The sequence below is a fragment of the Micromonospora sp. NPDC000316 genome (assembly GCF_042898885.1).
Lineage (GTDB): Bacteria > Actinomycetota > Actinomycetes > Mycobacteriales > Micromonosporaceae > Micromonospora.
Map to the genome: position 1 here is coordinate 578,204 of NZ_JBIAZG010000001.1, position 22,544 is coordinate 600,747.

Here is a 22,544-nt window from a genome sequence, read left to right on the forward strand (position 1 = left end):
GGGGCCTTCGATTGTTAGGCAGGTGTCTCAGCTCACCTAATAATCGATGGCATCTTGCCGGCCGTTGCTGTTGAATAGACGCATCAGGGGCCGACAACCGAATAGCCAGGGGGACCCACCAATGAGCATGATCGAGCGAATCCGCAACCACCGCGACGCTGCCCGCCGCGCCCGTGCCATCGAGCACGCGCTGCGCTCCGCCAGCTCGCCGGCGGTCCGTGACGAACTCCTCGTCATCGCCCAGCGTCACATGCGCTGACGCCCCACGACATTCCGCACCCTCCTCCAGATCGATGGCCCACCCGGTTCCGGGTGGGCCATCGGCGTTTCTCCATCACGTGGCTCCGGGATTCCGCCCTGCCGCGACGCCCGGTACGGTGAGCTTCGGTCGCCACCCGCCGGCACGGCCGACGCCGAGCCGATAGAAGCTGCTCGACACCGGCCGGCAACGCGGAGTGACGACCGGTGCTCCTTGGACACCTCGTGCGGCCACCGGATACGGTGCGGGGAGCCCGCACGGCGGTACGCCGGCAGCCATGCCGGGGAGACCGATCGGCACCGGCGGCCGACATGTGATGGAGGAGGCGCACCCATGACGTCCGAGGGCCCGCACCGCCCCGGCCAGGAGCCGGACGAGGTGTCACCGGGCGCCGGACCGGCGCCGTACGGCGACCGCCCGGCGCAGCCGGAGAATGGCTACACTGCCGCAGGCCCCGACCTGGGCTGGGCGCCGCCGCCGCCCGCGCGGCCGAACCCGCCGGTTCCGGCCTGGGCCACCCAGTCCGAGCAGCAGTCGAACCCCGCCTGGGGTGCCGCACAACCCAGCGACCCCGCACAGCCCGCCTGGGCCACCGGTGGTGGCGCCCCCGAGCAGGGGCAGCCCGCGCAGTGGACGGCTCCGCAGCAGGGCTGGACGCCGCCCGACCAGGCCGCACCCGCATGGCCCGCCAGCGCCCCCGGGCAGCCGGACTGGGCGCAGGCCCAGCCGTCCGCGCGGGGAGCCGCGCAGGTGCCCCCAGCGACCGCCGCGTGGCCCGCACAGGAAGACCCGGCCCGCTCCGGTGGCTGGAACACCGACACCTCGCCGGACGAGGCTTCCGGGTCCGCCGGCTGGGGTGGCGCGGCGCAGGCCAACCCGCCCGCCGCCGAGTGGCGTGGTGCCGAGCCGGCGCAGCCCTCCGGCTGGTCCGGCGGCCCCGCGCAGCAGGACGACCAGTCCGGCTCCGGTGGCTGGGCAGTGGGTGCCGCCGCCCGGGACGACCAGCCGGTGTGGACGCCGGCCGAGCAGTCATCCCAGACCTGGGGCCAGCCCACCGACCAGGCCGAGCAGCCGGCACCCACCTGGGGGCAGGCCGAGTCGGCAGGCGCCCGTGGTGCGGCCCAGGTGCCGGCGTCGAACTGGCCCGGCCAGGACGACCCGGCCCGCTCCGGCGGGTGGGCCGCACAGCAGCAGCAACAGCAGGCGCAGCCGGGTGGTTGGGGCGACGGCGCCGACGTGAAGCAGGGCGAGCCCGCGCAGCCCGCCGCCTGGGGTGGCGCCGAGAGCCGTCCACAACAGCCGGACTGGGTGCTCTCGACCCAGGACCAGCCCGCCGAGCGGGCGGAGCCTGCGGGATGGCCCCAGGCGGAGCAGGCCGGCCCTCCGGCCGCCCGAGCCAGCGCCAGCGTCCCCGGCAGCGACGCGACGCCCGGTTGGGCCGCCGCTGACCCCGGCAACGCCGCGCAGGCAAGTGCCGGTGTGCCACAGGCCCAGCCGTGGGCACCGGGCGAGGTGTGGGGGCGCGCCGAGGCGGAGGCCTCCGCACAGTCCCGCGGTGGCTGGGACGCTGACCGGGGCGACGAGTCACCGGTCTACCAGCCCGGTCCCGCGCCGGGCATCTCGCCGGCCAACGCGGTCCCTCTGCCGCCACAGGAGCAGCGTGTGCCCGGCGCGAGCCTGGCCGCCGCCCCGCCTGTCGACTACGCGCCGCCGGCCCAGTACTCACCGATCCCCGAGCAGCCGGCGTACGCCGAGCGGGACACGCCGGACGCCGCCGCGCAGTACGAGGCGGAGCCGGCCGGTTGGGGTCGCGCCGACGAGGCTTCGGCCAGTGGTGCCGTGGTTCCCGCTCCGCGTACCTCGCCGGAGTCGGGGGCGGGCCGTGCGGTCGTACCGGTGGGGGACCCCGGGTCGCCGGCCGGCGCGGCGGGCCGCGCCTCGGCGAGCGCCTCGGTGCCGCTGGCCAGCCGGGTGATGCCCCCGGCCGACCAGGCGATGCGGCCGGCAAGCGCGGCCACGCCACAGCCCCGGGTGTACGGCCGGCCCGCCCAGCCGGAGAACGAGCCGGAGCAGCCGGCGGCGGAGGCGTTCCAGGCCGACCCGGGCTCCGAGCGCCCGGGCACGCCCGACTGGCGGAGCGACTCCGCCCAGCCGGGCACACCGGACTGGCAGAACGGTCCGGAGCGTCCCGGCTTCCCCGGCTGGGATGGCGAGTCGTCGCCCGAGCCGCGCTTCGACGGCCGGGACCGGTCGTCGGCGCCCGACGGGTTCGGCGAGCCCGCCTCGTCCGCCGTGCCACCCGCGTTCCCGCCTGGGGTGCCGTCCTTCCTCGACGCGCCGGGTAACAACCGGCCGGTGAACGGCGTCAGGCCGCAGTCCGGCGCCGAGCGCCCGGACGACCGCTTCGGCGGTCCGGCGGCTCCGGTCGGCGGCGGCTCCGCCGCGGTGAACGGCACGCCGGGCTTCGGCGGATCGGGGTTCGGCGGGTCGGGGTTCGGCGGCGGGCCGGCCACCGAGCAGGCGCCGGGTGGTCAGTTCCCGGCCTTCCCACCGCCGCAACAGCCCACGCCGTCATGGGGCCAGGAGCCCGGCGGATCGGATCAGGGCCGGTTCGACGCGTTCAAGCCGGAGGCCGACGAGCCCAAGGCTGAGCCGCCGGCGCCGAAGGTGCGCAACGGGCGCGTGCTCGCGGCGGTGCTGGTCGCGGCGGTGCTCATCCTCGCGGTGCCCCTCGGCCTGCTGATGCTGCTCGGCAAGTTCGGCGGCGACGACGGCGCGCCGAGCTTCGACCCGGCGGTCGGCACGTGCGTGAAGCAGGCCGGTCAGGCCGCCTCGGCGGTGGACTGCGGCGAGGAGGGGGCCTTCACGATCGTTTCCAAGGTGGACGCGAAGGACAAGTGCGCGGACCCGGCCCAGCCCCACGTGGTGCTGCCCGGTGACGGCGCCAACCGGGTGCTCTGCCTCAAGCCGGTCGCGAAGTAGACCGACCGGCGGCGGGGTCACGGGCAACCGTGGCCCCGCCGCCGCCGTTCACCCATCCCGATGGCCGTCCCGGATCGCCCCCGCTGGTCTGCCGGGCGTCGGTGGTCAGGCACGATGGGGACATGAGCGCACGAGTACGGGCCCCCGAACTGCGCGGTCGGGGCTGGCTGAACACCGGTGGACGCGATCTGAAGCTCGCCGACCTGCGCGGCAAGATCGTCCTGGCTGATTTTTGGAAGTCCTAGAAGAAGCTTGTAACTCAACCGCCGAGGGCCTAGCGTCCTCGCCATGTCCCACCATGAACACCTCGCCGATCTATACCTACGCCTGTCCCTCGACCGTGAGGGAAAGACCGCAATCGAGCGCCAAGAGGCCGACTGCCGGGCCTGGGCCACACGCGCCGGGTTGGAGGTCCGTACCGTCCACATCGACCGGGGCCGGTCCGGCTATAAGGCCGTCGACCGCGCCGGGTTCGACGCCGCCGTGTCTGCCCTCACGACCGGCACCGTCGGGACGCTGGTCGTGTGGAAGGTTGACCGCCTGTCCCGGCGTGGCATGGGCCAGGTCGGTCAGGTCCTCGACGATGTCGAGAAGGTCGGCGGGAGGATCGTCTTCGTACAGGACGGCCTCGACACGTCGCACTCTCAGGCCCGGCTCGTGCTGGCCCTCCTGTCCGAGGTCGCCCGCAGCGAATCCGCGAACATCGGACTTCGCGTCGCCAGTGCGAAGGCCCACCTTCGCGGTCTCGGCCGATGGATCGGGGGACAGCCGCCGTACGGCCTGGCCGTCGGCGAGGACGGCCGGCTAGACCACGACCCGCGCACCGCGCCGACCGCCCGCGAGATCGCCGACCGGGCCCTGTCCGGCGAGCCGCTGGTGAGGATCGCGCGCGACCTCAACGCCCGGGAGATCCCCGCGCCGCGGGGCGGTAGCTGGGCCGTCGGGACGCTGTCGACTCTGCTCAAGTCCCCCGCGTTCGCCGGGCTACTGCCTGAGACCATCAAGCGCGACGGGAAGTACACGGCGAAAGTCGTTCCGTGGCGCGACCCGGAGACCGGCGAGGCCGTCGAGGTCGGCCGAGGGATCGTCACGCCGGCCGAGCAACTACAAGCCGTTCGCCTCCTCGAAGGCCGCGCCGCCGCCGATCGGACGGGACGCAATCGCGGGGTCCGCGCTGAGGTATCGCACCTGTTGACCGGCTATCTGCGGTGCGGGGGCTGCGGCGGGCGCATGTCCGCCGCCGGCAAGTCGTACGTCTGTCAGGCTCGCCGTCTCGGCCGTCCCTGCCCGGCGCACACCACGGCCTTTGTCGCCGCCGTAGACCGCGCCGTGGTCGATTCGTTCGTCAACCGCCTCGCCGCGACCGAGCCCGGCGACCCACTGCTTGACGCCGTCGCCGAACGATGGGTCGCCCGCCACGACCCCGCCGTCATCCGCGAGCGCGCAACCATCACAGCCGCCCTGGACGACGCTAACGCCGCCCTGGTCGACCTCGAAGACGCCCGATACCTGCGCGGCGAGTTCGTCGGCCCCGAGGCGGTCCAGCGGTGGACCCGTTTGCACGAACGGCTGACCGCCCGCGTCGCCGGGCTGCGTCGCAACCTCGCCGAGTTCCCGTTGCCCGAGGCCGACATCAGCCCGCTACTTGATCCGGTTCTAGCTCGCGAAGCTTGGGACGCCGCCAGTGTGCCCGGCCGGCGCGACCTTCTCGGCCTGGCCCTGAACGCCGTAACGATCACGCCCGCCGAGGGTCGCCGGGGCTACCGGTTCGACCCCGCCGCACGTCTGCGCTTCACCTGGGCCGACGAGCCCGAGCCTGTGCCCGTTGACGCCTGATAACAGACACCCACAACCGCATAAGACAGGCCCCGGCCGTGCCTGCCCTCGCCTTCATGGCCCTTGTGAAGCTTGTCTTCGCCCGGACGCCAGCGGCACCCGCCCAGCCGCTCACCTCGGTGCCAGTACCGGCACCCGCCCCGGTGCTGGTCACCGTCCCGGCGTCCGCCCGCCGACGCCCCGGCCTCGCCCGCGCCCGCCCGTCATCCCGCCCGGTGTCCGGACGCTGCCGGTCGCTTCCCGTGTCGGCACGACGCCGACGACGCCCGGCCCGATGGCGGCACCGCCCACGACCGCCGCCAGAGTGTCGGCAGTGCTCGCCGAGACACCGGAGGCGACGCCTGCGCAGATCGCCGCACGCCTGGGTGTGAGTGAGCGGACCGTCCGTCGGTACCTGCCTGCCGACAAGGTGCCGACACGGCGTCGACGACCGCCAAAGCGGCCCCGCCCTTGCGTCGGTCTGATTGCTCGTGGGGCCGATTGGCCGACTTCTGGCCCGCTTCAGCCCCAGCGCAACCGGGGGCGGCGAAGCTGCCGCCCCCGGCTCCCGCCAGTCGTCGAACAAGAAATCTCCGTCACGCCGACTGTCATATCTCGCGCTCGGTGTAGGTCTAGACCTACACTCGTTGTATCGTCCGCCTCGTTACAACTCGTTACAACTCGTTGCGACAAGGCGGCGCGATACGAAGGCCGACGCCGAGTTTCCAGGCTGCGGGCGGCGGCTTGATCCTGTTGGAGCGGGCCTGTCTGACCTCTGGGTTTAGGTGGGCCCGCCCCCGGATGAGTCGGTCAGGATGACGACCAACATCACCACGTAGTAGACGATCTTCAGTGCGGTTGCTGCTACTTCGCCCGCTCTCCGACACCAGTCGGTGTTGAATCGCAGACCGTGGCCCGATGGACGGGCCGAGTGTTTTCCCACCTACCACCCCTTCAGGTAAGGGGGACCACGGACCTCTTCGTCGTCCCCGCGGCCGCTGGGGACGTACTGAGATCGCATCTCGGGTTGGTGAGCAGTGCCCGCCAAAGCCCTTGTGTCGCCTCGATGTACCTCCATCATCCTTAATGGAGACGCTACAGCCGCCGGGCCGGTAGCCGGACCCAACCTGTAGGCGACTTACAGCAATGCAACTACTAGATATACGGTCGGGCCTACGGCGAGTCGGGTCAAGTTGACCGGCGTGTCCGGCGCGTCACGGACCATCTGGACTTCCTCTCGGATGCGGAGCAACAGCAGCAGGATTCAGCATCGACAAGCAGGCTCTGCCAGGGAGTCGCAGCGTCGCCTGTCAGCTCGCGGGTTGTCACGTACTAGTTACGCTACGGGGACGTGGGCGGTTGTGGCGCAAGCCCCGTAGCGCTGCAATTCACGCTGCGTCTAGAAATGATTGCTATCTGTAGCCGTCACTGATCGACTGTGCATGCCTATTCCAGTCAGTGCAGTTGATCTATCCGTTCGGCGGATGGCCCCACTCACCCGAACGCCAAACAGATTGTGCAGATTCGGGCACGTCTAACGCTGTGCCCGGCGCGTCGTTCCGCACAACATAAAGCGCCCGCCCCGAAATTCGGGGCGGGCGCTTCCGTGCCTCTGTCGTTGGTTACGACCGCGCGGCGACCTGGCCGACGAACGCGACCCACGCAGTTGGGGGGGGGGAAGGCGCCTCGACGCTTTCTGTCGTCCGGGTCACGACGACCGATACGGAAAGCCTCGCCGTGGCAGGCTGACAGGCATGGCAACGACAGCGCGTGTACGTGCGCCGGAACTACGGGGCCGTCAGTGGCTTAATACGGGTGGACAAAACCTGACATTGCAGGACCTTCGAGGTCGTTGCGTCATCTTAGATTTTTGGACCTTCTGCTGCATCAACTGCCTGCACGTGCTCGATGAGCTGCGGCCGCTGGAGGAGAAGTACGGCGACGTACTCGTGGTGATCGGTGTGCACTCGCCGAAGTTCGAGCACGAGAAGGACGCCGACGCGCTGGCCGCCGCCGTGGAGCGGTACGGGGTGCACCACCCCGTGCTCGACGACCCTGAGCTGGACATGTGGCAGCAATACGCGGCCCGGGCCTGGCCGACCCTGTCGGTGATCGACCCCGAGGGTTACGTGGTGGCGACAATGGCGGGTGAGGGGCACGCCGAAGGGCTGGCCCGGTTGATCGACGAGTTGATCGCCACCCACGAGGCAAAGGGCACCCTGCACCGGGGTGACGGCCCGTACGTGCCGCCGCCGGCACCGGAGACGACGCTGCGCTTCCCGGGCAAGGCGGTGCTCCTGGACGGCGGCAACCTGCTGGTCTCCGACTCGGCGCGGCACTCCCTGGTCGAGGTGGCCCCGGACGGCGAGACGCCGGTGCGCCGGATCGGCTCGGGCGATCGGGGTCGGGCCGACGGGCCGGCGGGCGCGGCGACCTTCTCCGAGCCGCAGGGGCTCTGCCTGCTGCCCAAGCAGGTCGCCGAGGTGGCCGGTTACGACCTGGTGGTCGCCGACACGGTCAATCACCTGCTGCGGGGCGTACGGCTGGGGTCCGGTGAGGTGGTCACCGTGGCTGGCAGCGGCCGGCAGTGGCGTGCCTCGGTCGACGACCACGCGCACGACGCGCTGGCCGTGGACCTGTCGTCCCCGTGGGATCTGGCCTGGTACGACGACAAGCTGATCATCGCGATGGCCGGCATCCACCAGCTCTGGTGGTTCGACCCGATCAAGCGGACCGCCGGCATGTACGCGGGCACGACAGTCGAGGCGCTGCGCGACGGTCCGCTGGCCGAGGCGTGGATGGCGCAGCCGTCCGGGCTCTCCGTCTCGGCCGACGGCACCCGGCTCTGGGTCGCCGACAGCGAGACCAGCGCCGTTCGGTACGTCGAGAATGGAGTGCTCGGCACCGCCGTCGGGCAGGGCCTGTTCGACTTCGGTCACGTGGACGGGCCGGCGGAGTCGGCGCTGCTCCAGCACCCGCTCGGGGTGTGCGCGCTGCCGGACGGCTCGGTGTTGATCGCGGACACGTACAACGGCGCGGTACGCCGGTTCGATCCGGCCACCTCCCAGGTGTCCACAGTCGCCGACGGGCTGGCCGAGCCGAGCGACCTGGTGCTCACCCCGGCCGGTGAGGTGCTTGTGGTGGAGTCCGCCGCGCACCGGTTGACCCGGCTCGCCCCGGGTGCCCTGTCGGCGGCCGGCGCGAGCACCGTCGACGGGCCCCGGCACCGCACCGAACGCAAGCCGACCGATGTCGCGGCAGGAGCTGTCACCCTCGACATCGTCTTCACTCCCGCGCCGGGGCAGAAGCTCGACGAGACGTACGGGCCGTCGACCCGGCTGGTGGTCTCCGCGTCCCCGCCGGAGCTGTTGCTGGACGGTGGCGGCACGGGCACCGAGTTGTCCCGCCGGCTGGTGCTCAACGGCGAGGTCACCGGCGGGGTCCTCCAGGTGACGGCCCAGGCGGCGACCTGCGACAAGGACGTCGAGCACGCGGCCTGCCACCTGACTCGGCAGGACTGGGGTGTCCCGGTCCGGGTGGTCGACGGTGCCGCGTCCCGACTCCCCCTGGTGCTGCGCGGCCTCGACGCCTAACCGTGTTAGGAGGGGCCCCTTGTTATACGACATCCGATAACAAGGGGCCCCTCCTTTCACGCGAACGGAGTGATCTGGACTCCGGCGTCGATCAGGGAGGCGCGGACCAGTTCGGTGGCGGAGACCGCGCCCGGGGTGTCCCCGTGTACGCAGATCGACTCCACCGCGCAGGGGATGACTGTGCCGTCCACCGCCACCACTGTCCGTTCGGTGGCCATCCGTACCGCCCGGGTCGCCACCTCCTCCGGGTCGGTGATCAGCGCGCCGGGTGTTCCGCGCGGCACCAGCGACCCGTTGGGCAGGTAGCCGCGGTCGGCGAACGCCTCGGCGACCACCGGCAGGCCCGCGCCGACGGCGAGTTGGGCGAGCACCGAGCCGGACAGGCAGAGCACGGGCAGTTCGGGGTCGTACTCGCAGATCGCGGCGACCACTGCTGCCGCCTGGGACTCGTCGGTGGCCGCCGCGTGGTAGAGCGCGCCGTGTGGCTTGAGGTAGCGGACCCGGGTGCGGAAGATCCGGCAGAACGCGTCGAGCGCCCCCAACTGGTAGGTCACCTCGTCGCGTAGCTCGGCGAAGTCGTACGCGATGCGCCGCCGGCCGAAGCCGGCCAGGTCGCGGTAGCCGACCTGCGCGCCCACCGCGACGCCCTGTCGCGCCGCGCCCTCGCAGACCTTCCGCATCGTGGACGGGTCACCGCCGTGGAAGCCGCAGGCGACGTTCGCGGAGGTCACCAGGGCCAGGAGGGCGTCGTCGTCACCGAGCCGCCAGATGCCGAAGCCCTCGCCCAGGTCAGCGTTGAGGTCCATGGAATCTGACGGTAGTGCCTGGCCGGGCCTGCGCGAGCGGGGTCACGTCGGTGACCACCCCGATGACCGGGTATCCGCCCGTCGTCGGATGGTCGGCGAGGAAGATCAGGGGTTGCCCGTCGGCCGGCACCTGCACCGCGCCGAGCACGACGCCCTCGCTTGGCAACTCGCCGGTGACCGCGCGGGGCAGCGGCGCGCCGGCGAGTCGCGCGCCGACCCGGTTGCTGACCGGGCTCACGGTGTACGCGGTGCCGAGCAGCCGGTCGAGCGCGGCGGGGGTGAACCAGTCGTCGCGTGGGCCGAGGCGCACGGTAAGGGTCAGGTCCGGTGCGGGTGTCGGGCCGACTGTCAGGTCCACCGGCGCGGGTTCCCCGAGCGGCACACCGACGGGCAGTCGGTCGCCGTCGCGCAGCGGGGGCGGGCCGAGCCCGGAGAGGGTGTCGGTGGCCCGGCTGCCGAGCACCGCTGGCACGTCGATCCCGCCCGCCACGGCGAGCCAGCTGCGTACGCCCCGACGGGCCGGACCGATCGTCAGCACCGACCCCGCCGGCACGGTGAGGGGGCGTCCGGTGTCGCCGGGTCGCTCTCCGGCGCGGACGGTGACGTCGGCGCCGGTGATCGCGACGGTGGTGGCCCTGGTCAGCCGCACCGTGCAGCCGGTCAGGGTGATCTCCAGCCCGGCGGCGTCCTCGGGGTTGCCGACCAGCCGGTTGGCGAGCCGCAGGGCGCTCGGGTCGAGCGCGCCGGAGCGGGGGACGCCGAGGTGCGCCCAGCCCGGCCGGCCGAGGTCCTGCACGGTGGTGAGGGCGCCGGCCCGGAGCACCTCGATCTCGGTGGGGAGGGTCATGCCGTCGCCAGCCGCACCGGGGTGCCGGGGTCGAGCAGGGCCGGTGGGTCGTAGTCCACGTCGAAGAGGGTCAGGTCGGTCCGGCCGACGAGCAGCCAGCCGCCGGGGGACGCGCTCGGGTAGATGCCGGCGTACGGGCCTGCGAGAGCCACGGAGCCGGCCGGAACGCGGGGACGGGGGCTGGGCAGCCGGGGCAGCGCCAGTTCGGCGGGGAGCCCGGTCAGGTAGGGGAACCCGGGGGCGAAGCCGCAGAAGGCGACCCGGAACGGGGTGCGGGTCAGGCGGCGCAGCACGGTTGGCACGTCGACCGCCCAGTGTTCGGCGACGGCGGGCAGGTCCGGCCCGTCGAACTCGACAGGTACGACAACCACCGCCCCGCCGGACCTGTCGTCGGAGGGCAGGTCGCCGTCGGTGCTGGCCGTGGCTGCGGCGGTGACAGTCGGTGCCCAACTGGTCAGCAGGTCGGCCGTGGCTGCCGGGTCGGGCACGCCGTCGATCAGGACGGTGCTGGCCGCCGGCACGATCTCGACGGCGCTGAGGTCGCCCCGCTCGCGGCGATGCCACAGCTCGGCCCGCCACGCCTCCACGAGAACGGCCGCGGGGACGCCGGCGGGGGCGGTGCAGTCGAGGAGCAGCGCGTGCGCCCCGACGGATCGGATCCGCATCGGCTCATCTTCGCCGATGCCGTGCCGGCGAGGAATTCACCGGGACGGTGCCGGGTGTCACGCAGCGTGCCTACTTGCAGGTAACCTACGGTAGCGTAACCTGATGGGGTGACCACCTCCGCCCCGCTTCGCCTGAAGCCGGTCGACATCGGCAAACCCCGGATGCGCGGCTGGCTGCACACGTACGCCTTCTTCGTCGCTGTCGCCAGCGGCATCGTGCTCTGCTCGATCGCCGCCACCCGCCCCGGGTGGGCACCCCTGGTGAGCTGCGTCATCTACAGCCTGACGGTCTGCGGCCTCTTCGGCACCAGCGCGTTGTACCACCGTCGCGTGTGGTCAGAGCGTGGCTACCAGTTGATGCGCCGGATGGACCACTCGATGATCTTCGTGTTCATCGCCGGCACGTACACACCGCTCTGCGTCATGCTGCTCGCACCGCGACAGGCCACCGTGATGCTGGCCCTGGTCTGGGGTGGCGCACTGGCCGGCGTGGCGGTCAAGATGGCCTGGCCGCACGCACCGCGCTGGGTCTCCGCGCCGCTCTACCTGGCGCTCGGCTGGGTGGCGGTGGCCATGCTGCCCGAGATCCTGCGCGGCGGCGGCGTCACGGCCCTGGTGCTGCTGATCATCGGCGGCGTCATGTACAGCGTCGGTGCGGTCTTCTACGCACTGCGTCGCCCCAACCCGTGGCCCAACGTCTTCGGCCACCACGAGTTCTTCCACGCCTGCACGCTGCTGGCCGCGCTGTGCCACCACATCGCGATCTACTTCGCGCTGTTCGCCTGAGCCGAAGCACGGCCAAGCCGGACCAGCCGGACCCCGCACACGCGAGCCGGGGCCCCGCGACGCTGCGGGACCCCGGAGTACACGGACGAGGATCAGACCTGCCGGCCCGGCCGGCGCACCTCGCGGTATTCCTGGACGACCCGGTCGTCCTGCACCGGCACGACACGATCGGCCACCACGCGGTCCTCGCGGACTGGCGCGGCGACCACAGTGCGGCGGCGGCTGTTCCAGAAGTAGAGGGTGGCGAGCAGGCCGGCGACACCGGCCAGCATGAGCACCCAGCCGACCACCGCCAGGTCCAGCCAGCCCAGGTCGGCCTCCACGGCGAATGCGAAGATCGCGCCCAACGCGATCAGAAAGATGCTGCCACCAATGCCCATGTCTCGCTCCTCGGCTCTAACCTGGCGTACGGCCCGTCGCGGCCATCGGTAGAGGTCGCGGCATCCCTCGACTTACCCCGGCGCGAAGATCGCCAATCGGGCAAGCTGAGGACATGACGGACACCCGAGCCGGGACACGGACACTCGTGCTGCTCCGGCACGCGAAAGCCGAGCAGGGCGGCGAGGGGTCGGACGACGCCGACCGTCCACTGAGCGCGCGTGGCGAGGCCGACGCGGCGGCGGCCGGCGCGTGGCTGGCCCAGCACGATCTGCTGCCCGACGTGGTGATCTGCTCGACGGCCCGGCGTACCCGGCAGACCTGGCACGGGGTGGCGATGGGGATGACCGGATCGCCGCCGGAGGGCGGGCCGACCGGTCCCCGCCCGAGCGTCCGCTACGAGCCCGGCGCGTACGACGCCCATCCTGAGGAACTGTTGGCGCTTGTCCGCACCGCCGACCCGGCGGCGCGGACGGTGCTGCTGATCGCCCACAACCCTGGCGTCTCGTTGTTGTCGGCGTTCCTCGACCCGGACGGGGCGGCCGACGAGGGCCTACGGACGGCCGAACTGGTGGTGCACCGCGGCACGTTCGCCTGGCCGGAGCTGGGTCGCGCCGGGGCGCCGATCGCCGAGCGGCACACCGCACGCGACTGAACCACCCGTCGATCCTCGACAGGTGGTTCAGGGCGTACGCCGGGTCAGGAGGGTGGCGCGGTCGGCGGCGGCGGGTCGGGCGGCGGCGGCATCATCGCCGTCGGATGAGACAGCCGGTTCTCCTCGACGATGAGGGTCCGTGCCCGCTTGCGCCGGTCCTGCCAGAACCAGAGCGTGGTCAGCAGCACGGCCAGCCCAGCCAGGATGAACACCCAGCCGACCGCGCGTAGGTCGATCCACCAGACGTTGGCTCTGATCGCGAAGGTCATGATCGCGCCGAGCGCGATGAGAAAGATGCCGCTACCTACACCCATGTGCGCTGCACTCCCCCGTGCGGTGGCTCTGGGCGTTCCCTTTCGTGGTCACGCGCCGGTTACCCGCCAGAGGGCCGGCATACCCGGCCCGGCTCGACGAATCGACGTACCCCGGCGGCCCGGCACCGACCGGGTCCGACATTCGTCGCGCTCGGGCCTCCGGGTACGACAACGACCGGCGGGGCAGTTGCCCCGCCGGCCGTTACGTCGGTTCCGGGTGGTGCGGCCCGAAACCGTCAGGCGTGCCGTGGCACGGTCAGAAGGCCTCCTCCGGGAGGTCCATGATGTCGAGGTCGGTGCCCTCGATGATCCGACGGTCGGCGCCGATGCGCGGCAGCACCTCGCGGGCGAAGAACCGGGCCGCGGCGACCTTGCCGGTGTAGAACGCCTTGTCGCTTGCGGAAACCTCGCCGGCCAGCGCCTTGAGCGCAACGTCGGCCTGCTTCTGGAGCAGCCACCCGACCACCAGGTCGCCGATCGCCAGCAGGAACCGCCTGCTGGCGAGGCCGACCTTGTAGAGGGCGCGGGTGTCGCCGCCCTGCGCCTCGCCCAGCCAGCCGGTCATCACGCCGAGGATGTTCTGGACCTCGCCGAGCGCCTTGCCGAGCGCCTGCCGCTCCTCCTTGAGCTGGCCGTTGCCCGCCTCGGTGGAGATGAACTCCTGGATCTCGGCGGCGACGGCCATCAGAGCCTTGCCGTTGTCCCGAACGATCTTGCGGAAGATCAGGTCCAGGCTCTGGATGGCTGTGGTGCCCTCGTACAGGGTGTCGATCTTGGCGTCCCGGACGTACTGCTCCAGGGGGTAGTCCTGGAGGAAGCCGGAGCCGCCGAAGGTCTGCAGGGCCTCGTGCCCGAGCATCTCGTACGCCCGCTCCGAACCGACGCCCTTGACCAGCGGCAGCAGCAGGTCGTTGACCCGCTTGGCAAGCTTGGTGGCCTTCTCGTCGCCGGCCGCCTCGGCGATGGCGACCTTGTCCTGCCAGGTGGCGGTGTAGAGAACAAGAGCACGCAGACCCTCGGCGTACGACTTCTGCAGCAGCAGCGAGCGGCGTACGTCCGGGTGGTGGGTGATGGTGACCCGGGGCGCGGTCTTGTCCGCCTGCTGGACCAGGTCGGCGCCCTGCACCCGGTTCTTCGCGTACTCCAGGGCGTTGAGGTAGCCGGTGGAGAGGGTGGCGATGGCCTTGGTGCCGACGAGCATCCGGGCGTACTCGATGATCATGAACATCTGCCGGATGCCGTCGTGCTTGTCGCCCAGCAGCCAACCCTTGGCGGGTACGCCGTGCTCGCCGAAGGTCAGCTCGCAGGTGTTGGAGACCTTCAGACCCATCTTGTGCTCGACGTTCGTGGCGTAGACGCCGTTGCGCTCGCCCAACTCGCCGGTGGTCTCGTCAAAGTGGAACTTCGGCACCACGAAGAGCGACAGGCCCTTGGTGCCGGGGCCGCCGTGGCCCTCCACGCCCACCGGGCGGGCGAGCACGTAGTGCACGATGTTGTCGCTGAGGTCGTGCTCACCCGAGGTGATGAAGCGCTTGACGCCCTCGATGTGCCACGAGCCGTCGGGCTGCTGGATGGCGCGGGCGCGACCGGCGCCGACGTCCGAGCCGGCGTCCGGCTCGGTGAGCACCATCGTGGAGCCCCACTGCTTGTCGATGAAGAGCTTGGCCCACTGCTTCTGCCGCTCGGTGCCCTCGACCTCCAGCACGTGCGCGAAGGACGGCCCGGAGGCGTACATCCAGATGGGGGCGTTGGAGCCGAGCACCAGTTCGGCGAGGGCCCACCAGAGGGCACGCGGCGCGGTGGTGCCGCCCAGGTGCGGCGGCAGGTCCAGGCGCCAGAACTCGGAGTCCATGAATGCCTGGTAGGACTTCTTGAACGACGCCGGCAGCGGCGCGGTGTGCGTGGCCGGGTCGAACACCGGCGGGTTGCGGTCGCTGTCCGTGTAGCTGGCGGCCAGATCCTCGCGGGCGAGCCGGTCGAGCTCCGCGAGGAAGGTGCGGGCGGTGTCGGCGTCGAGTTCCGAGTACGGCGCCTGGCCGAACGCCTGGTCCGCCCCGAAGACCTCGAAGAGGTTGAACTCAAGGTCCCGCAGGTTGCTCTTGTAGTGGGTCATGCTCGCTGGCCCCGCTTCCGGACAGGTGTTACCGATCAGTAACCCACACTGTATTACTCACGGGTAGACAGCGACAAGCGGATCTCCGAAGTGACGGCCATTACACACTTCCGGCGGCGACCGCAGGGCTCAACTCTCAGCCGCGTCGACTTCCCAGCTCGGCACGGCCGACGTCACGCCCGACCGGGTTCCGGCGTACTCCATGAGCACCAGGGCGATGTCGTCGTCGAGCCGGCCGTGCACCCACTCGACGAGGGCCGTCTCCAGCGAGGCGAGCCCGTCGGCGACAGTGCCGTGACCGAGCAGCCGCCACGCCCGGTCGGCGGTGGGGAAGAACTCGCCGTCCCTCCGGGCCTCGCCGAGACCGTCGGTGAACAGCAGCAACCGGTCACCGGGCTCCAAGCGCTCCACACGAGGACGGACCACAGGCATGAACCCGAGCGGGGGCGCCGGCGCCGGCGGCTCCAGCGGGATCACCGCACCCCTGCGCAGTAGCAGCGGCGGCGGGTGTCCGCAGTTGACGATCGTGAGCGTGCCACCCCGCTCCTCCACCAGAGCCGCGGTCACGAAGTCCTCGTCGCCGACGTTGCGGGCCACCGCGCGGTCCAGGTCGGCGACGACGGCACGCAGGTCGGCCCGCTCGTAGGCCACGTGCCGGTAGGAGCCGAGGACGATGCTTGCCAGCCGGACCGCGTCCAGACCCTTGCCGCGTACGTCGCCGATGATCATGCGTACGCCGTAGGGCGTGTCGATCGCCTCGTACAGGTCGCCACCGATCTCGGCCGTGGCGGTGGAGGAGATGTAGCGGCCGGCCACCGAAAGCGTGCCGACCTGCGGGCCGAGCGGACGCAGCACCGCCTGCTGGGCCACCGAGGCGAGTTTGGTCAGCTCGCCGATCTGCTCCGCCTGTCGCTGCCGAACAGCCGCCACCGCCACCGCCAGCCCGGTCGCGAGCGCGACCGCGACAACGTTGACCGAGGTGACCAGCAACATCTTCGGATCGGCCAGGGCGAAGCCCACCCCGATCAGTGTCGCCACGGCACCGACGCCGAGCACCACACGCCAGGACGCCAGGGCGGCAGCCAGCACGGGGACTGTCATCAACAGCGCGACGTAGTGCGCCCGCCGGCCGTCGGCCAGCTCCACAGCCGAGACGATCGCGAGCAGAGCGAGGGCCGCGCCGAGGCCGGCGCGGGATCCGGGGCTCAGCGGGCGGCGGCCCGACTGGAGGAGTCGCGTGGGTACGAGGGACAGCATGCCTGATTCAGGTGAACGCCGGTATGAACCTGGCCCGTCGTCCGAGGAGGTTCTGTCCAGCCGGCCCAAGCGTTCAGCCGGATCGGCCTCGTCTACTCGCCTCAGCCGAGCACCTCGTACCGCACGGTGAGCGCGCCGACGTCGACCGAGGCGATGGTCGCGAACGCGGCACGGGAGAGGTCGAGGCAGCGGCCGTCGATGAACGGGCCACGGTCGTTGATCCGCACCACCACCGACTTGCCGCTGTTCGGGTTGGTCACCCGGACCTTGGTGTTGAACGGCAGCGTCTTGTGCGCGGCGGTCAACTCGTTCGGGTTGAACGACTCACCGTTGGCGGTGAGCTGCCCGTCGGAGTAGAAGGAGGCCCCGCACGACCCGCTCTGGACCACCTTCGCAGCCGGCGTGGTCTTCTTCGCGGTCGCGCTCGGCTTAGGCGTGGCCGTACGGGCCTTGGCCCGGGAGGCGGCCTGCGGCGAGCGGCTCGCCGACGGGCTCGGCGACGCGCTCGGCGAGACACTGGCACTCGGCGAGGCGACCGGGGAACTGGCGGCCGGGCTGCTGGGAGCGGTGGTCGGCGTCAGGTCGAGGGCCACAGGCCCCGACTGCGCGGAGCCCGAGGTCAGCTGCACGGCACCGAACGTGCCCCCGACGGCGAGGGCGACGCCGACAGCCGCGGTGGCCACGATGCCCGCCGGAGAGGAGAAGATGCGGGTACGGGAGTGCCTACCAGCCACCAGCTCGGTCCTTTCGTCGACTGAACAAACCGGGTCGGACCGTAACGAGAGAAGCACTTCCGAAGTCAACGTGATCATTGTGGTATGCCCGCATTTGCACTGGTACGTGTAGCCGATCATCCGATCCCGCATGGGCTGACCGGCCCGGGTGCCGACCCGCCGAACACACGTGCCGCAGGATGGACGAATGCCCGGTGAGCTGACCGAACGCCTCGTCGACAGGTTCCGCTGGATCGACCCGGGGCCGGGCGCCAGCCACCTGGTCAGCGACATCTCCGGTTGGTGGCGGGACCCGGCGGTGCTGGCCGAGTTGGGGCCAGCCCTGGTGGCGCCGTACCGGGCCGCCCGGCCGACAGTGGTGCTCGCCCCAGCGGTCACCGGGCTGCTGCTCGGCCCGCTGGCCGCCACCGCCCTCGGGGTCGGTTTCGTGGCCGCCCACAAGGCCGACGACGGGAGGCTGCCGGCCGGCCCGCTCACCTGGGCAAAGAGCCCACCGGACTACCGGGGCCGACAGGTCGACCTGGCCGTGCGGGACCGCCACCTCGGCCCCGGCGACCGGGTCCTCGTGGTGGACGACTGGGTACGCACCGGCGCGCAACTGCACGCCCTCTATGACATCTGCGCCAAGCGCGGGGCCGAGGTGCTGGGCACGGCAGTGGTTGCCGTCGACTGCCCGCCCGAGGTCGCGGCCGAGCTACGGATCACCGGCCTCATCGCCGCCACGGACCTGCCCGCCTGACCTCGGTCGCCCGCCGCTGACCTGCGCTCCGCTTCGCCGCCGACTGACCGCCGCCGCACCGCCGACCCGGGCTCCGCGATTTGCGGCGACGGCGGGGCCGCGCTGACCTAGCCTCGGCAGGATGTGGCCTCGGATCGGTGAACTGCGCGCCCTCCCCCTCGGCACCCCGGGCGAACTGCGGGCGACCCTGAACACCCTGGTGCTGGAAGGCGTGAAGACCGCGACCGCCGGCCGGCTCGCCGAGTACGCCGAAGAGGGCGAGGAGTTGGAGCACGTCGGCGAACGGCTGGCGCTTGTCGACGACCACGACGCGCTGGCCGGCGTCGTGGAGATCACCGCCGTCGAGGTGGTCCGCTTCGCCGACGTACCGTGGGACTTCGCCCATGCCGAAGGCGAGGGTGACCGCTCGATCGAGGAGTGGCGGGCCGGGCACGCCGCCTACTGGGCGCGGCTCGGCAACCCTGTCGACGACGACACCCCGATCGTCTGTTTGCGGCTGCGACTGGTCTCCGGCGGCGAGGGCGGCGTCGCCAGCGGCGACCTCGGCACCTGAGAGCACCCTGGCCGCCGCAGGCGCTGCGGTTCACGCCGCTGCCGAGGCCCTGCGGCCGGCTCTGCGGTTCGCGCCGCGGGCGCTGCCGCCCCATCGGGGGGTCAGCGGGAGCTGGGCCGGCGGAGGCAGCGGTGACGGCGCCGGTTTGGCATGAAACGACTGGATCATCAATGCCGCGAAGCGGCGGGAGGCCGCGAGCGTCGCGGCGCGGGAGTCGGCCCGAATGCCACCGTTGGCCATCATCGCCATGATGATGTCCTCCAGGACGAAGTCCGCGCGCAGCTCACCGGACTCCTTGGCGCGGCGGATGAGGTGCAGCATCGCGCGCACCGTCCGATCGCGGGCGGCGCCGAAGGCAGCGGGCTCCGGGAACTGCGCCAGGAAGGCGGCGGTGAAACCCCGGTCGAGGGCGTGCACCGCCATCAGTTCCTCGACGACCAGACAGAAACCCTGCCAGGGATCACGTGCGGCGATGCCCTCGTCGACGATGGCGGAGCACACCGTCATCTGCTCGGCGAAGGCCTCCATGATCAGCGCCTCCTTGGTCGGGAAGCGGCGGTAGAGGGTTGCCGCTCCGACCTCCGCCCGTCGCGCGATCTCCCGCATCGACACCTCGAGGCCGTCCGCCTCGAACGCCGCGCGGGCGACCTCGAGAATCCGGTCGCGGTTGGCGCGGGCATCCGAGCGCATCTTCTGGATCACTTGCTCTGGCACCGCTCTCACTTCCGCTATCCGGACGGGGTGTTCCGTTAGCGTAACGCCCATGAAAGCTATTCAATTCTCCGATTTCGGACCTGCCGACGTCCTGCGCCTCGTCGAGGTGGAGGCACCGCACGCCGGTCCCGGCGAGATCCGCATTTCGGTACGCGCATCCGGCGTCTCACCATCCGACACGTACGTCCGATCCGGCCTGCTGGGCGGCCAGGTGACGCTGCCGCACATCCCCGGTTACGACGCCGCCGGAGTGGTCGACGAGATCGGCGACGGCGTCACAGGCGTGTCACTCGGTGACGAGGTGTTCGGTACGACGGCCATGACCAAGCTCGGTGGGGCCAACGCCGAGCACGTCGTCCTCGTCGCCTGGGCCACCAAGCCGGCCGCGTGGAGTTGGGCGGAGGCCGGCGGCGCGGCGGGGAACGTCGAGACGGCCACCCGGGTCCTCGACCGGCTCGACGTGGGCGCGGGGCAGACGCTGCTCGTGCACGGCGCGGCAGGCGGCGTCGGCACGATCGCTGTCCAACTCGCCGCCGCTCGTGGCGCCACAGTCATCGGTACGGCGAGCGAGCACAACCACGAGTTCCTTCGCTCGCTGGGCGCGACACCGACTACCTACGGTGCGGGAATGGTCGAGAGGGTCACGGCCCTCGCGCCGGGTGGCGTCGACGTCGTCTTCGACTGCGCCGGCGGTGCGCTGCCCGACCTGATCGAGATCACCGGGGATCGGGCGCGCGTCGTGACGATCGCCGACTTCGGCGCGGCGGCACACGGCGTCCACATGTCCCACACCGCGCCCGGCTCGGAGGCGAGCGAGATGGTCGGCTCACCCGCCGATCCGATGGCGCTCCACGGGCTCGGCATCGCCGCCACGCTCGCCGACGAGGGCCGACTCCGAGTGCCGGTCGCCGCGTCGTTCCCACTGTCGGATGCACCGGCCGCCCACCTGCTCAGCGAGAGCCGCCGCGCCCGAGGCAAGATTGTGATGCTCCCGCAGCCGGTCGCGCACTAGGCGTCCGCGCCGAGAGGTATGGCTGCATCAGCCGCGCAGGCCTCAGCCGCGCAGGTCAGGCAGCAGCCGGGTCGCCACGTCCACCAGAACGGCCTCGTCGCCGGCGTACCAGCTGCTCTCACGCGGCCAGTGCGTCACCACGTCGGTGAAGCCCAACTCGGCGGCCCGGCCGACCTGGTCGGCGAAGAACTGCGCACTGCTGAGCGAGAACGTCGGGGCCGCGTCCAACGAAAGGTAGCGGTCCAGGGTGGCCGGGTCACGGCCGGCTTCCTCCAGCGTCCGATCCATCCGGGCCGACAACGTCGAAACGGTGCCCCACCAGCCCTCCACGTCGTCGGCCTCGGTGCCGGTCGTCACCCAACCCTGACCGAACCGTGCCACCAGGCGCATCGACCGCGGCCCGTTCGCGGCCACGACGAACGGCACCCTGGGCTGCTGTACGCAACCGGGGTTGTTGCGGGCGTCCACCGCCGAGAACCAGTCGCCGCGCCAGGTGGTGCCGTCCTCCCGCAGGATCAGGTCGAGCAGCTCGATGAACTCGGCGAACCTGTCGACCCGCTGGCGCGGCGGCAGCGTCTCGCCGCCCAGCACCGCCGAGTCGAAACCGATGCCGCCCGCGCCCAGGCCGAGCAGCAGCCGGCCGTCCGAGACGTCGTCGACAGTGGTGATCTGCCGGGCGAACGCGGCCGGGTGCCGGAAGTTCGGCGACGCGACGAGCGTGCCCAACCGGATCCGCGAGGTCACCGTGGCGGCGGCCGTCAACGTGGCCGCCGAGTCGAACCACGGGCCGTCCACCAGATCCCGCCAGCCCAGGTGGTCGTACGTCCAGGCGTGGTCGAAGCCCCACTCGTCGGCCTGCCGCCAGCGGCGCTGCGCCTCGGACCAACGCTGGTCGGGCAGGATCACGATGCCAATCCGCATGATCGCCAGCCTAGCCGCGCCAAGCCGCCATCCGGCCCTGGCGGCACCCGACGGGCCGGCGGTCACGGGGCGAGGACGCCCTCACGGTCCGGTCAGTAGTGGTCCTCGATCGGTCGGCGGGCCTCCGCGAACAGGGCCGGGCCGTCGTACCGGACCGGGGCCGGAACCGGAGCGGCCGGCTTGACGCTCTCGAACTGCTCGGCGGACAGGGCGAACACCACCCGACCCAGGCCGGACCTGTCGATGGCGGTGGCGCACATCGGGCACGGCTGGCAGCTCGTGTACATGGTGGTGCCGGCCGCCGCCTCCGGCGTGAGTTCCCGGGCCGCCCAGCGGGCCAACTTCAGCTCCGGGTGGGCGGAGATGTCGGCCTCGGAGACCACCGTGTTGTGGTCCTCGATCAGCACGTCGCCGCCCGGGCCGACAAGCAGCGAGCCGAACGGCCGTTCGCCGGCCGCGCCGGCCCGGTCGGCGATGTCGATCGCTCGCCGGAGGAACTTCTCGTCGTCGGGGTTCATCTGTCCTCCGTGGATCGCTGTTCGGTGTTGGTGTCGCGCAGCGCCGCGACGGCGGCCAGCGCCCGCCAGGCCAGTTCGGGCTCGCGGATCTCGGAGATGTCGCTGTTGAACGGGTCGAGTACCACCGTCCCTGCGCCGAGCAGCCGGAGCCGGTCGAGGTCGGCGGCGATCTGCCCGATGGTGCCGACCCCGGCGAGCCGGGCCGGGTCGGTGACCGGTTCGTCGGTCACCCGGAGCGCGATCCGAGGGATCAGCGCCGGCACCGGCCGGCCCAGTTCGTCCGCGGTCGTCTTCAGCCGGCCGGCCGCGTCGGCCAGCCAGTCCAGGGTGACCCGCAGCGGATGCCAGGCGTCGCCGAGGCGCACTGCGCGACGGATGCCGGCGTCGCTGTTGCCGCCGACCCAGATCGGAATCGGCGGGGTGTCGTAGTCGGCGGTGTCCCGCCACGCCTCCCGGATCGTGCGCAGGTACTCGTCGGTGAGCGTCCCACGCTGCCGGAACGGCACCCCGAGCGCCTCGAACTCCTGCCGAGCCCACCCGACCCCGACGCCGAGGACCAGCCGGCCACCGCTGAGCTGGTTGAGGTTCGCCGCCATCCGCGCGGTCAGCAGCGGGTGCCGGTACGGAACGATGAGCACCGTGGTGCCCAGCTTCACCCGGCGGGTCACCCCGGCCAGGAAGGACAGCGTGGTGAACGGCTCGTAGAACGGAGCGGGATACTGCTCTGCCACGTCCGGGGTGATCACGATGTGGTCCGAGACCAGCAGCATGTCGAAGCCCAGGCCCTCCACGGTCTGCGCCCATCGGCGCAGCATCTCGGGGTCAGTGCCCGGGGCGAAGTTCGGTACGTTGACGCCAATTTCCACGGCTCAAAGTTATCGAG

22 protein-coding genes are annotated in these 22,544 nt (G+C 71.7%); 10 read left to right on the forward strand and 12 right to left on the reverse strand.

Going from position 1 to position 22,544, the window contains the following annotated elements:
• Positions 1 to 121: 121 nt before the first annotated feature.
• From ACFY2Q_RS02720 to ACFY2Q_RS02740, 5 genes are all read left to right on the forward strand, one after another.
• Positions 122 to 259 (forward strand): hypothetical protein, encoded by a 138-nt coding sequence (locus ACFY2Q_RS02720; protein ID WP_387126894.1) that lies wholly within the window; start codon positions 122 to 124, stop codon positions 257 to 259.
• A 333-nt stretch (positions 260 to 592) separates the two neighbouring features.
• Positions 593 to 3,241 (forward strand): hypothetical protein, encoded by a 2,649-nt coding sequence (locus ACFY2Q_RS02725; RefSeq protein ID WP_387126895.1) that lies wholly within the window; start codon positions 593 to 595, stop codon positions 3,239 to 3,241.
• A 122-nt stretch (positions 3,242 to 3,363) separates the two neighbouring features.
• Entirely contained in the window at positions 3,364 to 3,486 is a 123-nt protein-coding gene (locus ACFY2Q_RS02730) for a hypothetical protein (RefSeq protein WP_387127616.1), read from the forward strand.
• Positions 3,487 to 3,529: 43 nt separating this feature from the next.
• The gene (locus tag ACFY2Q_RS02735) at positions 3,530 to 5,077 is read left to right on the forward strand and encodes a recombinase family protein (RefSeq protein WP_387126897.1); all 1,548 of its coding nucleotides are present in this window, start codon (positions 3,530 to 3,532) and stop codon (positions 5,075 to 5,077) included.
• Between the two features lie 1,733 nt (positions 5,078 to 6,810).
• The gene (locus ACFY2Q_RS02740) at positions 6,811 to 8,649 is read left to right on the forward strand and encodes an NHL domain-containing thioredoxin family protein (protein ID WP_387126899.1); all 1,839 of its coding nucleotides are present in this window, start codon (positions 6,811 to 6,813) and stop codon (positions 8,647 to 8,649) included.
• A 56-nt stretch (positions 8,650 to 8,705) separates the two neighbouring features.
• Here ACFY2Q_RS02740 and ACFY2Q_RS02745 read toward each other — a convergent pair whose 3' ends face one another.
• Genes ACFY2Q_RS02745 through ACFY2Q_RS02755 form a run of 3 tightly spaced genes read right to left on the reverse strand, consistent with a single transcriptional unit; the run spans position 8,706 to position 10,967 of the window.
• On the reverse strand, positions 8,706 to 9,455 hold the full coding sequence (locus tag ACFY2Q_RS02745; RefSeq protein ID WP_387126901.1) for a LamB/YcsF family protein: 750 nt from the start codon (positions 9,453 to 9,455) through the stop codon (positions 8,706 to 8,708).
• Complete coding sequence (locus ACFY2Q_RS02750; protein ID WP_387126903.1) at positions 9,439 to 10,302, reverse strand: biotin-dependent carboxyltransferase family protein; 864 nt, start codon at positions 10,300 to 10,302, stop codon at positions 9,439 to 9,441. Before ACFY2Q_RS02750 ends, ACFY2Q_RS02745 begins: the two co-directional genes overlap by 17 nt.
• Positions 10,299 to 10,967, reverse strand: a complete 669-nt coding sequence (locus tag ACFY2Q_RS02755; protein ID WP_387126905.1) for an allophanate hydrolase subunit 1 — start codon at positions 10,965 to 10,967, stop codon at positions 10,299 to 10,301. The genes ACFY2Q_RS02750 and ACFY2Q_RS02755 overlap by 4 nt, the downstream gene beginning before the upstream one ends.
• A gap of 108 nt (positions 10,968 to 11,075) precedes the next feature.
• On the opposite strand from ACFY2Q_RS02755, the gene ACFY2Q_RS02760 reads away from it, so the two are divergent.
• Positions 11,076 to 11,753 (forward strand): hemolysin III family protein, encoded by a 678-nt coding sequence (locus tag ACFY2Q_RS02760; RefSeq protein WP_387126907.1) that lies wholly within the window; start codon positions 11,076 to 11,078, stop codon positions 11,751 to 11,753.
• Between the two features lie 92 nt (positions 11,754 to 11,845).
• Here ACFY2Q_RS02760 and ACFY2Q_RS02765 read toward each other — a convergent pair whose 3' ends face one another.
• Positions 11,846 to 12,133 carry a DUF6458 family protein gene (locus ACFY2Q_RS02765; RefSeq protein ID WP_387126909.1) on the reverse strand — a complete coding sequence of 96 codons (288 nt, stop codon included), beginning with the start codon at positions 12,131 to 12,133 and terminating at the stop codon, positions 11,846 to 11,848.
• Between the two features lie 113 nt (positions 12,134 to 12,246).
• Between ACFY2Q_RS02765 and ACFY2Q_RS02770 the strand changes: the two genes are divergently transcribed.
• Positions 12,247 to 12,786, forward strand: coding sequence for a SixA phosphatase family protein (locus ACFY2Q_RS02770; protein ID WP_387126911.1), 540 nt, complete (start codon positions 12,247 to 12,249; stop codon positions 12,784 to 12,786).
• Between the two features lie 44 nt (positions 12,787 to 12,830).
• Here ACFY2Q_RS02770 and ACFY2Q_RS02775 read toward each other — a convergent pair whose 3' ends face one another.
• The 4 genes from ACFY2Q_RS02775 to ACFY2Q_RS02790 form a co-directional block, all read right to left on the reverse strand.
• Positions 12,831 to 13,100: a DUF6458 family protein gene (locus tag ACFY2Q_RS02775; protein WP_007454197.1), complete on the reverse strand. Its 270-nt coding sequence runs from the start codon at positions 13,098 to 13,100 to the stop codon at positions 12,831 to 12,833.
• Between the two features lie 256 nt (positions 13,101 to 13,356).
• On the reverse strand, positions 13,357 to 15,213 hold the full coding sequence (locus tag ACFY2Q_RS02780; protein ID WP_387126913.1) for an acyl-CoA dehydrogenase: 1,857 nt from the start codon (positions 15,211 to 15,213) through the stop codon (positions 13,357 to 13,359).
• 129 nt (positions 15,214 to 15,342) lie between these two features.
• On the reverse strand, positions 15,343 to 16,470 hold the full coding sequence (locus ACFY2Q_RS02785; RefSeq protein ID WP_387126915.1) for a PP2C family protein-serine/threonine phosphatase: 1,128 nt from the start codon (positions 16,468 to 16,470) through the stop codon (positions 15,343 to 15,345).
• Positions 16,471 to 16,571: 101 nt separating this feature from the next.
• Complete coding sequence (locus ACFY2Q_RS02790; RefSeq protein WP_387126917.1) at positions 16,572 to 17,204, reverse strand: septal ring lytic transglycosylase RlpA family protein; 633 nt, start codon at positions 17,202 to 17,204, stop codon at positions 16,572 to 16,574.
• 187 nt (positions 17,205 to 17,391) lie between these two features.
• Between ACFY2Q_RS02790 and ACFY2Q_RS02795 the strand changes: the two genes are divergently transcribed.
• On the forward strand, positions 17,392 to 17,943 hold the full coding sequence (locus ACFY2Q_RS02795; RefSeq protein WP_387126919.1) for a phosphoribosyltransferase family protein: 552 nt from the start codon (positions 17,392 to 17,394) through the stop codon (positions 17,941 to 17,943).
• Between the two features lie 121 nt (positions 17,944 to 18,064).
• Entirely contained in the window at positions 18,065 to 18,496 is a 432-nt protein-coding gene (locus ACFY2Q_RS02800) for an ASCH domain-containing protein (protein ID WP_387126921.1), read from the forward strand.
• Positions 18,497 to 18,526: 30 nt separating this feature from the next.
• On the opposite strand, the gene ACFY2Q_RS02805 is transcribed toward ACFY2Q_RS02800, so the two are convergent.
• Positions 18,527 to 19,198, reverse strand: coding sequence for a TetR/AcrR family transcriptional regulator (locus ACFY2Q_RS02805; protein WP_387126923.1), 672 nt, complete (start codon positions 19,196 to 19,198; stop codon positions 18,527 to 18,529).
• A gap of 61 nt (positions 19,199 to 19,259) precedes the next feature.
• On the opposite strand from ACFY2Q_RS02805, the gene ACFY2Q_RS02810 reads away from it, so the two are divergent.
• Positions 19,260 to 20,222: an NADP-dependent oxidoreductase gene (locus ACFY2Q_RS02810; RefSeq protein WP_387126925.1), complete on the forward strand. Its 963-nt coding sequence runs from the start codon at positions 19,260 to 19,262 to the stop codon at positions 20,220 to 20,222.
• A 42-nt stretch (positions 20,223 to 20,264) separates the two neighbouring features.
• Here ACFY2Q_RS02810 and ACFY2Q_RS02815 read toward each other — a convergent pair whose 3' ends face one another.
• The 3 genes from ACFY2Q_RS02815 to ACFY2Q_RS02825 form a co-directional block, all read right to left on the reverse strand.
• Complete coding sequence (locus ACFY2Q_RS02815) at positions 20,265 to 21,143, reverse strand: LLM class flavin-dependent oxidoreductase (protein ID WP_387126927.1); 879 nt, start codon at positions 21,141 to 21,143, stop codon at positions 20,265 to 20,267.
• Positions 21,144 to 21,235: 92 nt separating this feature from the next.
• A complete protein-coding gene (locus ACFY2Q_RS02820) occupies positions 21,236 to 21,661 on the reverse strand; it encodes a nucleoside deaminase (protein ID WP_387126929.1) in 426 nt (141 codons plus the stop codon).
• Positions 21,658 to 22,527 (reverse strand): LLM class flavin-dependent oxidoreductase, encoded by an 870-nt coding sequence (locus ACFY2Q_RS02825; protein WP_387126931.1) that lies wholly within the window; start codon positions 22,525 to 22,527, stop codon positions 21,658 to 21,660. Before ACFY2Q_RS02825 ends, ACFY2Q_RS02820 begins: the two co-directional genes overlap by 4 nt.
• Positions 22,528 to 22,544: the final 17 nt, after the last annotated feature.

Excerpts from the sequence above, each read along its gene's own strand:
- ACFY2Q_RS02765 (WP_387126909.1), bottom strand. The coding sequence starts at position 12,133 with ATGGGCATTGGTGGCAGCATCTTTCTGATCGCGTTGGGCGCGATCTTC.
- ACFY2Q_RS02770 (WP_387126911.1), top strand. The coding sequence starts at position 12,247 with ATGACGGACACCCGAGCCGGGACACGGACACTCGTGCTGCTCCGGCAC.
- ACFY2Q_RS02775 (WP_007454197.1), bottom strand. The coding sequence starts at position 13,100 with ATGGGTGTAGGTAGCGGCATCTTTCTCATCGCGCTCGGCGCGATCATG.
- ACFY2Q_RS02740 (WP_387126899.1), top strand. The coding sequence starts at position 6,811 with ATGGCAACGACAGCGCGTGTACGTGCGCCGGAACTACGGGGCCGTCAG.
- ACFY2Q_RS02800 (WP_387126921.1), top strand. The coding sequence starts at position 18,065 with ATGTGGCCTCGGATCGGTGAACTGCGCGCCCTCCCCCTCGGCACCCCG.
- ACFY2Q_RS02795 (WP_387126919.1), top strand. The coding sequence starts at position 17,392 with ATGCCCGGTGAGCTGACCGAACGCCTCGTCGACAGGTTCCGCTGGATC.
- ACFY2Q_RS02720 (WP_387126894.1), top strand. The coding sequence starts at position 122 with ATGAGCATGATCGAGCGAATCCGCAACCACCGCGACGCTGCCCGCCGC.
- ACFY2Q_RS02750 (WP_387126903.1), bottom strand. The coding sequence starts at position 10,302 with ATGACCCTCCCCACCGAGATCGAGGTGCTCCGGGCCGGCGCCCTCACC.
- ACFY2Q_RS02815 (WP_387126927.1), bottom strand. The coding sequence starts at position 21,143 with ATGCGGATTGGCATCGTGATCCTGCCCGACCAGCGTTGGTCCGAGGCG.
- ACFY2Q_RS02780 (WP_387126913.1), bottom strand. The coding sequence starts at position 15,213 with ATGACCCACTACAAGAGCAACCTGCGGGACCTTGAGTTCAACCTCTTC.
- ACFY2Q_RS02755 (WP_387126905.1), bottom strand. The coding sequence starts at position 10,967 with ATGCGGATCCGATCCGTCGGGGCGCACGCGCTGCTCCTCGACTGCACC.
- ACFY2Q_RS02735 (WP_387126897.1), top strand. The coding sequence starts at position 3,530 with ATGTCCCACCATGAACACCTCGCCGATCTATACCTACGCCTGTCCCTC.
- ACFY2Q_RS02785 (WP_387126915.1), bottom strand. The coding sequence starts at position 16,470 with ATGCTGTCCCTCGTACCCACGCGACTCCTCCAGTCGGGCCGCCGCCCG.
- ACFY2Q_RS02745 (WP_387126901.1), bottom strand. The coding sequence starts at position 9,455 with ATGGACCTCAACGCTGACCTGGGCGAGGGCTTCGGCATCTGGCGGCTC.
- ACFY2Q_RS02730 (WP_387127616.1), top strand. The coding sequence starts at position 3,364 with ATGAGCGCACGAGTACGGGCCCCCGAACTGCGCGGTCGGGGCTGGCTG.
- ACFY2Q_RS02725 (WP_387126895.1), top strand. The coding sequence starts at position 593 with ATGACGTCCGAGGGCCCGCACCGCCCCGGCCAGGAGCCGGACGAGGTG.
- ACFY2Q_RS02810 (WP_387126925.1), top strand. The coding sequence starts at position 19,260 with ATGAAAGCTATTCAATTCTCCGATTTCGGACCTGCCGACGTCCTGCGC.
- ACFY2Q_RS02820 (WP_387126929.1), bottom strand. The coding sequence starts at position 21,661 with ATGAACCCCGACGACGAGAAGTTCCTCCGGCGAGCGATCGACATCGCC.